Origin of the sequence: Protofrankia sp. Cr1, assembly GCF_963555865.1 — a bacterium.
Lineage (GTDB): Bacteria > Actinomycetota > Actinomycetes > Frankiales > Frankiaceae > Protofrankia.
In genome coordinates this window covers 1-7,111 of the sequence record NZ_CAUVXO010000253.1, presented here as the reverse complement: position 1 = coordinate 7,111, position 7,111 = coordinate 1, and the positions used below count along the sequence as shown (strand labels likewise).

6 protein-coding genes are annotated in these 7,111 nt (G+C 63.4%); all 6 read right to left on the bottom strand.

Annotated elements, in window-relative coordinates; translation table 11 throughout:
• On the bottom strand, positions 1-131 hold a 131-nt coding region (locus U9980_RS28620; RefSeq protein WP_416210310.1), incomplete at its 3' end, for a beta-ketoacyl synthase N-terminal-like domain-containing protein.
• A 116-nt stretch (positions 132-247) separates the two neighbouring features.
• A complete protein-coding gene (locus U9980_RS18035) occupies positions 248-1,153 on the bottom strand; it encodes a DMT family transporter (RefSeq protein ID WP_322768993.1) in 906 nt (301 codons plus the stop codon).
• A gap of 383 nt (positions 1,154-1,536) precedes the next feature.
• A complete protein-coding gene (locus U9980_RS18030; protein ID WP_322768992.1) occupies positions 1,537-1,746 on the bottom strand; it encodes a helix-turn-helix domain-containing protein in 210 nt (69 codons plus the stop codon).
• On the bottom strand, positions 1,743-2,357 hold the full coding sequence (locus tag U9980_RS18025) for a hypothetical protein (RefSeq protein ID WP_322768991.1): 615 nt from the start codon (positions 2,355-2,357) through the stop codon (positions 1,743-1,745). The genes U9980_RS18030 and U9980_RS18025 overlap by 4 nt, the downstream gene beginning before the upstream one ends.
• Before the next feature lie 13 nt (positions 2,358-2,370).
• Positions 2,371-3,291 carry a hypothetical protein gene (locus U9980_RS18020; protein WP_322768990.1) on the bottom strand — a complete coding sequence of 307 codons (921 nt, stop codon included), beginning with the start codon at positions 3,289-3,291 and terminating at the stop codon, positions 2,371-2,373.
• A gap of 414 nt (positions 3,292-3,705) precedes the next feature.
• The gene (locus tag U9980_RS18015) at positions 3,706-6,849 is read right to left on the bottom strand and encodes an AfsR/SARP family transcriptional regulator (protein ID WP_322768989.1); all 3,144 of its coding nucleotides are present in this window, start codon (positions 6,847-6,849) and stop codon (positions 3,706-3,708) included.
• Positions 6,850-7,111: the final 262 nt, after the last annotated feature.

The following is a 7,111-nucleotide window of genomic DNA, read 5'->3' as shown; positions in this document are numbered from 1 at the left end:
GCCGAGAACACCGTGACCGCCTCGACACCCGACCGGAGAAGCTGCCAGAACTCGGCCGGATTCACAGCTCCAGGGAAACGGCAGCCGATACCGACCACCGCAATTTCTTGTGCGCCACCGTCATTGGACACGAGAAGTGGTCACCTCCGATCAAACAAGTGTGACAACGCCACAAACCAAGGTGGTGCGACCAGGTGCGGTGGATCTGGCGCTTACCACGCCCGACACGGCCAGATCTACTGGACTTTCAGCGCGGTACCGCGGCCTGCGGTACCGCAGGCTCCGGTACCGGCTCGCCAATGGATTGGCGGGCAGTTGCCAGCACAGAGCCTACGAGAATCAGGACAAACGCGGCGAGGAAGGTGGGGCGCAGGGGCTCACCGAGGATGCAGACACCCGCAGTAACCGCGATGGCGGGGTTGACATAGGTGAAGACCATCGCACGGGAGGGACCGACCTCGCGGATGAGCGCAAAGAACACCACGAAGCCCAGAGCTGTGCAGACCACGGCGAGGCCTGCGAGCGCGGCCAGGACCCGACCGGGCGGCAGGGAATCCGGCCAGGTCAGCACCGCCGCTGGCGTGTAAAGCAAGGCCGTGCCGGCGAGGCAGACGGCAGCCATCGGTAGTCCGGGCACGCCCTTGAGCCGATGGGCCGTCAGGAGCGGGGCACCCGCGTAACCGCATGCCGTCAGCAGCACTTCTATGATCGCCCACGGGTCGTCGACGCCCAGGTTCGGCCCAACCAGAACGGTGACCCCTGCGAATCCCAGCGCCAGGCCCGCCCAACGCCTGGCGTTGAGCTGGTCGCTGTCACCGATCAGCCGAGCCATTACCACTGCAAGAATCGGGACCGCCGCGATGATCAGGCCCGCCATAGAACTGGTGATGTGCCGTTCGGCGTTCGACAGCAGGAACCAAGGGAAAATAATCTCAATCGCAGCGAAAGCCGTCAGCGGTCGCCAATGGCGGACCAGAACGACCAGCTGCCCGCCGCGCAATGCCAGAGGGAGGAGCACAGCGGCGCCGACCGCGGTGCGCGTGAAGACCAGCACGGGTACCGAAACGCTCTCCACCGCCACCTTTATCAACAGATATGGAATTCCCCAGATGATGCACATCAGTGCGAAAAGAAACCAGCCACGGCGATTCATACGCCCCCTCGCTCATACCCCACGGAGTTGGACAGGACCTGGCCTCGCCGGGCATCTCAGCCGGTAGTAGTGACCGGACTCACGAACTCTTTTATGATCAAAAATAGAAGCGGGGGCGGCCTCAAGGAGTCAGTGTGAAAAGGACCCGCGCCGGGCACGGCGGTGCCACGGGAAAAAGCGTGACACGTCCACCGCCGGCGAGTCAATACCCGGGACGAGCTTTTTCGACTGCCGCACAAGCGACTTTGTTTCCACGCGAAGACGGCCCGTATCACGTGGATACGGGCCAGCTTCGATCTTTTCTTCACCTGGTCAGTGGCCCCCGGCTGCGCACGCGGCCACCGTGCCGGTGGACCTGAGATATAGCACACGTGGTGAACCGATTATTCGAAGCCGCCGCTGGATGCGCTGGCACCAGCTATTTCAAATAACTCGTCGAGATCATACTCGGCGCGACCCGGGCTGCCATACCGATTGATCTTTCCCCGACTGGCCCATTTCCTGATCGTCGCTTCGGAGACGCCCAGAGCCAGCGCCGCGAGCTCGGTGGGTACCGTCCGGCGGTCCTGGCGTGCTGCTGGAACTCCACTCACGCCGCACGCTCGGCCTGCCGCATGCACCGGCTCAACGAGATCCATTCGTGGGGCTGCCACAGGTGGCCAGCGGTACAGCCAACCTGAGGACGGTGGCCGTCCTCAGCGTCGCTCACATAAACGATGTGCCCGCAGTCTTGTCTGCCGCAGGTGCCGAGTCGCCGCGAATTCCGGGTGTCACGGCTGGCCGCATCGCGAGCAGTGCCGGCGAGCTCACGCATCTCGGTGGCGAAGTCGCCGGCAGCCGCATGGCCGGCCAACCAGGCCAGGTGTCTGTCAAGAAATGCGGCCAGGGCTTCTGCGGTACGCGTGCTCGGTCCGGTCACCCTGCGTTCGTGAACGACGAGAGCGCACCACAACGACAGTATGTCGAGGATGTTGGAGCGTGCGCGCATGGCGGCCTCGTTCAGGCTGAAGCCCACCGGCTTGGTCCCCCTGATCCGCTGGATGATCCCCTGTGAGGTGCTGGCAAGCCTCCGCTCACAGTCGTCGTACAGCTCAGGTAGGGCACGAAGGTCCCGGCGCACCGCCTGCCGGCACTCCGCACACAGTCCGAACCCGGCCGCTACGGGGCTCGAACAGTGTGCTGATTCGCACAACGCGTGGGTCATTTCCCCTCCTTCGTCATGGTGCACTGTCCTGGATCACGTTGCCCAGGCCGAGCCGGTGGGCGGCCAGCATCAGCTGACACGCCAACGAAGTACTCAGCGTGTCCACGCCGAGCATTTCGACCAGCACGATGCCCTCGGGTTCGGCACGTACGATGTGGTCACCGCTCAGCAGACCCCGCAGATCGCCGGCGATGCGATGCGAATGGTATTCCTGGCGCCGCCTCGCGGCCGGACCGCTTTCACTCGACCTGTGTACCCCGACGAAATAACGGTGCAGGTTCTCCTCGATCAGTCCCAGGTTGTCAACGTAGACCGTCGCGACCCCGTCGACCACACTCGCCGGCAGATCCCAGCCACTGCAGTTGACCAGCACCGCTCCCCTGGCGATTTGGTCGATCTTGATGTTGACCGCGGATTTACCGGCTATGCCGACGAGGTTTGCCCCAAAGATGGCCTCAGCGATCTCCGAGGTGACGGCAAGGCTGATGCCAGACAGATCAAGCTCATCGATAACTCGATTGGTGACTATTTCCTCTACCGATCCACCTACGGCACACACCGCGACGTGACTGACGTCCACAACGTACCGCACGGCCATCCGCAACAGCAGCTCAGCAGAAATCCCCGAGCCCAGCACTGACACGGTTGCCGCACCCGGTGGTACGAAGACGCGTGCGGCCGCGCTCGCAAGGCAGGCGCCACGGACTGCCTGCAGGGCTCCCAGCGGCAACAGAAAACGGGTTGCCGAGCTTGGTTCCTCGACCACGAGGTATTTTTCGGCGAGACCGACGCCCAGTCCGGCCTCCGGGCCCACCACGAAACTCCGTTCGGGAGCTTTTTTTCCGGTCAGTTCAGCTACGACCAACTCGACTGGATCTAGGTCGTCGAGGGCACGGTGCACCTCGTCAGGGCTGATCTGAAACGTCGTGCTCAATGAGGTCCATCTCCCGGTCTAGGTCTGTTGTCTTTCCTGGCAACTGTGGCTTCGACGACTTCTCACTCGCTTCTGTCCGGCTATCCGGTAGTCGAAAGCCGGTCGATGGCAAATCGAAATCCACGCGAGGCAACGTGTCAACCAACGCTGAGGTGCTCGTCAGCGGCCAGACCTTCTGGGAGGAAACGATGCGCGCAATCCGCAGAGTCGGAGCGAATGTGTCCGGGCTGTCGTCTGGCATGGTTGGAGGAGTCGCGATGGTGCTGCCCTGCGTCTCACGAGTGAACGTCACAAGCACTGACGACACTCACTGGTGAATACGATAGAAAGGTCGCCTGGTCACACAATCCGTGCGGTCTGGCGCCGGTCCTTCGGCCTCGTGTGTATTTTTGTGAGATCTAACCTACAAAAAACTCACGAGGGGTTTGCGGACAGGCTCTTACCGCCAGCGTTGTCGGCAAGCAGCACGGAGCTTTTTTTCGTGGCATCGGGGAGCTCTGCGAGTATGCGGCGTGCCTCGGCGGAGCCATCGGCCGTGAGCATCTCGAGGGCTTCATTGGATTCCCGTCGGGCCATGGTCAAATCACCGTCTTTGCGATGAAAATCCGACAGCAGCAGCAGTACCTTCGCGGTCCATACCGTTGAACCGAGCTCCTGGAACAAGCGCCTGGCGCTCTCAAGATGGCTCGGTCCTGATTCGATGTCACCCTGGGCGAGCTCAATCTCGCCCAGGGTATGGAGCGCCTTAGCCTCGATCAGTCGCTCGCCCGAACCGGAGGCCAACTCGAGGGCATGCGCTATCGTGGTTGCCGCGCTGTCCAATCGGCCCTCCCGGTATCGCACGATTCCCAACCCGTACAGCGCGTGGGCCTCACCGATCCTGTCGCCACTATCGCGCACGATGCGCAGCACCCGGTGCAGCTCTTTCCTTGCCAGTTCGAGTTCGCCAACAATCACATGCAGGTCAGCGAAACTGTGCAGCACCTGCGACTCGACGCGGATACAGCCCAACTGTCGGCACATCTCCAACGCTTGCTCCAACAGTAGCCGCGCCTGGTCCATGTCCCCGACACTGAGCCAGTGCTTGGCTTGACTCCGCATGACGTGCGCGGCTCCGATGCGATCGTCAACACGTCGCAGGAGCATGAGCGCCCGGTCGTATTTCGCAAGCATCGCGTCCGTGTCCCCCCGTATCCCGTCGACATGCGCCGAGTTGCGAAGCACAAGTGCGCTGCCGTGTTCATTCCCGGCAGCGTTGAACAGTTCCATGGCCGCACGGAAACAAGTGTCCGCGTCAGCAAGCCGGCTCTGGAACATGTTCAGTGTTCCTATCGAGTACAACATGGCGGCGACCCCGATTCGGTTCCCGGCCCGCTGCGCCGCGTCATGGGCCACCCGCGCTACCTCGTGCCAGTCGTCGAAGTAGCCCCTGGACTCAAACAAGGTGGTGCAGGTGAGTGCGAGGTCCCAGCACAGTTCGTCGAGGCCGGAGTCCGCCGCCTGGCGCACGGCCGCCACAAGAGCCGGCCGCTCGCTGTCCCACCAGTCCATCGGATCGCCGACCATGTCCCCGGGATCCGCATCCGGCGGCCGCCACCGCGGAGCGTTCCCATGAATGATGGTGTAGTCGCCACCGTATTCCTTGCGGTGCGCGGCCTCGGCCAAGGCCAGCCACGCGCCCAGTACCCTGACCAGGACGGCATCTCGCTCGTCCTGCGCCTCCGTCTCGGTCAGGCGTTCGCGCGCATAGACCCGGATCAGATCGTGGAACCGATAGCGTAGCCCCCTGGCGTCTGGGTATACGACGGTCTCCAGCACATGCGCGTCGACCAGGCTTTCCAGTACCTCCTCCGCGGCCGCGACATCCGTCTCGAGCAGTGCCGCGGCTGTCCAGGAGCGAACATCGGGTGCACGAATCAGCGCCAGCAGGCGAAACAGACGCTTCGCGGGTTCCCCGAGATTCTCGTAGGTGAGGCCGATGCTGGACCGCAGCTCCCAGCCGCGGTGTTCCAGCTCGTCCAATCGGCGCACCTCGTCCCGTAGGCGATGGACCAGTCGACTCAGCGGCCACCGTGTACGGGACGCCAGTTTGGCCGCCGCGATGCGCAACGCGAGGGGCAGGCCGTCACAGAGCTCACACAGCTCCGTCGCCGAGGTCTCCTCGGCCCGGACACGTTCGCCACCGATAACCTTGGCGAGCATCTCGACGGACTCGGCGACATCGAATGCCTCGACCGCGACATGGTATGCACCCGGCAGGCCCGTCAACCTGTTCCGACTGGTAGCGATCACTGCGCAGGTTGAGCTACCCGGTAGGAGCGGCAGGAGTTGGTCCTCGTTGGCCACATCGTCCAACACCACGAGTACGCGTTTGGCCGCCAGGCAGCTACGGTAAAGCTCGCCCCGTTCGCCTACATCGTCCGGGATGGCCGCACCCGATACTCCCAGGGCGCGCAGAAAACGCGCCAGTTGCAACGCGGCACGGTCCGGACTGGTCGAACCCTGCAGCTCCGCGTAGAGAACTCCGTCCGCGAAGTACTCGTTGAGTATATGAGCCACCCGGATCGCGAGGCTGGACTTACCAACTCCCGCTCTGCCGGACAGGGCAACGATCTGCATGGCGTGCCCGGCCAGTTCCGCGTCATCGTTCCTGGTAAGCACTTGCCTGATCTCCGCAATTTCGGCTACCCGGCCGGTAAAATCGGAGATACCGGCCGGAAGCTGCCGCGGAAGCGTTCGCCGATGGAATTCCGGCGGCGGATCGGCAACACTCAAGGCGACGTCGTGGGAAGAAAAATCAACTTGGGGGGCGCCGAGCCCTGGATCTCGGTTGAGAATGGCCAACTCCAGACCCTGCAGCTCCTGACCCGGCTCGATACCGACTTCCTCGATCAGGGTCGTGCGGGCCCGGCGGAAGACCCCCAGGGCCTCAGCCTGCCGTCCGGATCGGTACAACGCCAGCATGAGGAACCCATGGAGCCGTTCCCGGAGCGGGTGGTCGCCAACCAGCGCCTGCAACTCCACCGTAAGCTCCTCATGCCAGCCGAGTTTGAGTTCCAGCCGCACGCGTTCCTCGATGGCTGCCAGCCGCTTCTCGTCCAATGCGGTCGCGCCTCGCCGGACGAGCTCGCTCTGGACCCCGGCCAGCGCCGCGCCACTCCACAGTGCCAACGCCGCGCGCAAGGTTCGCACCGCGTCCACGGCACGCCCGGCATCGATTTGCTCCTTCGCGGCGGTGAGCTGACCGGCGAACCGTAGGCTGTCAACCTCGCTCGCCCCCAGTTCGAGGGCGTATCCCGGAACGCGGGTCCTGATAGCATCGGGGTACCCCGCCTCGGCGAACAGCTTACGAAGCCCCGAGATGCAGACCTGGATCTGCCCGCGCGCGGTAGGAGGCGGATCATCCCGCCAGACCGCCTCGATGAGTTGGTCGACGGACGTAACACTGTTGGCATTCAAGGATAGCATGGCAAGGACAATCTGCTGCCTCGGCCCGCCGAGGTGCAGCGAGCGACCGCCGACAGCAAGGTCAAGGGGCCCCAGAAGCCGTAGCGTCATCCTCCCCCTTCCGGGTTGGACCCCCTCCAGCACGACTCGATACTCACAGGATTATAACCACGAGATTACGGGCGGGACCGGATTCTGGATGTAACCAGAAGTGAAACATAGTGAATTCCCGCCGTAACCAACAGTCAAAGATCCACCGTTACGAAGCACGGAGCGTTGTTCAGCGCTCGGGTCACGAGTGGTATCGCCGCAGGTCATCCCTGGAGTGCTCGTACGTCTGCCGGCTGACCGCGCGCGGTGCGAAGCCTTGGCC

Coding starts and splice junctions, on each gene's coding strand:
- U9980_RS18025 (WP_322768991.1), bottom strand. CDS start 2,357: ATGACCCACGCGTTGTGCGAATCAGCACACTGTTCGAGCCCCGTAGCG.
- U9980_RS18035 (WP_322768993.1), bottom strand. CDS start 1,153: ATGAATCGCCGTGGCTGGTTTCTTTTCGCACTGATGTGCATCATCTGG.
- U9980_RS18015 (WP_322768989.1), bottom strand. CDS start 6,849: ATGACGCTACGGCTTCTGGGGCCCCTTGACCTTGCTGTCGGCGGTCGC.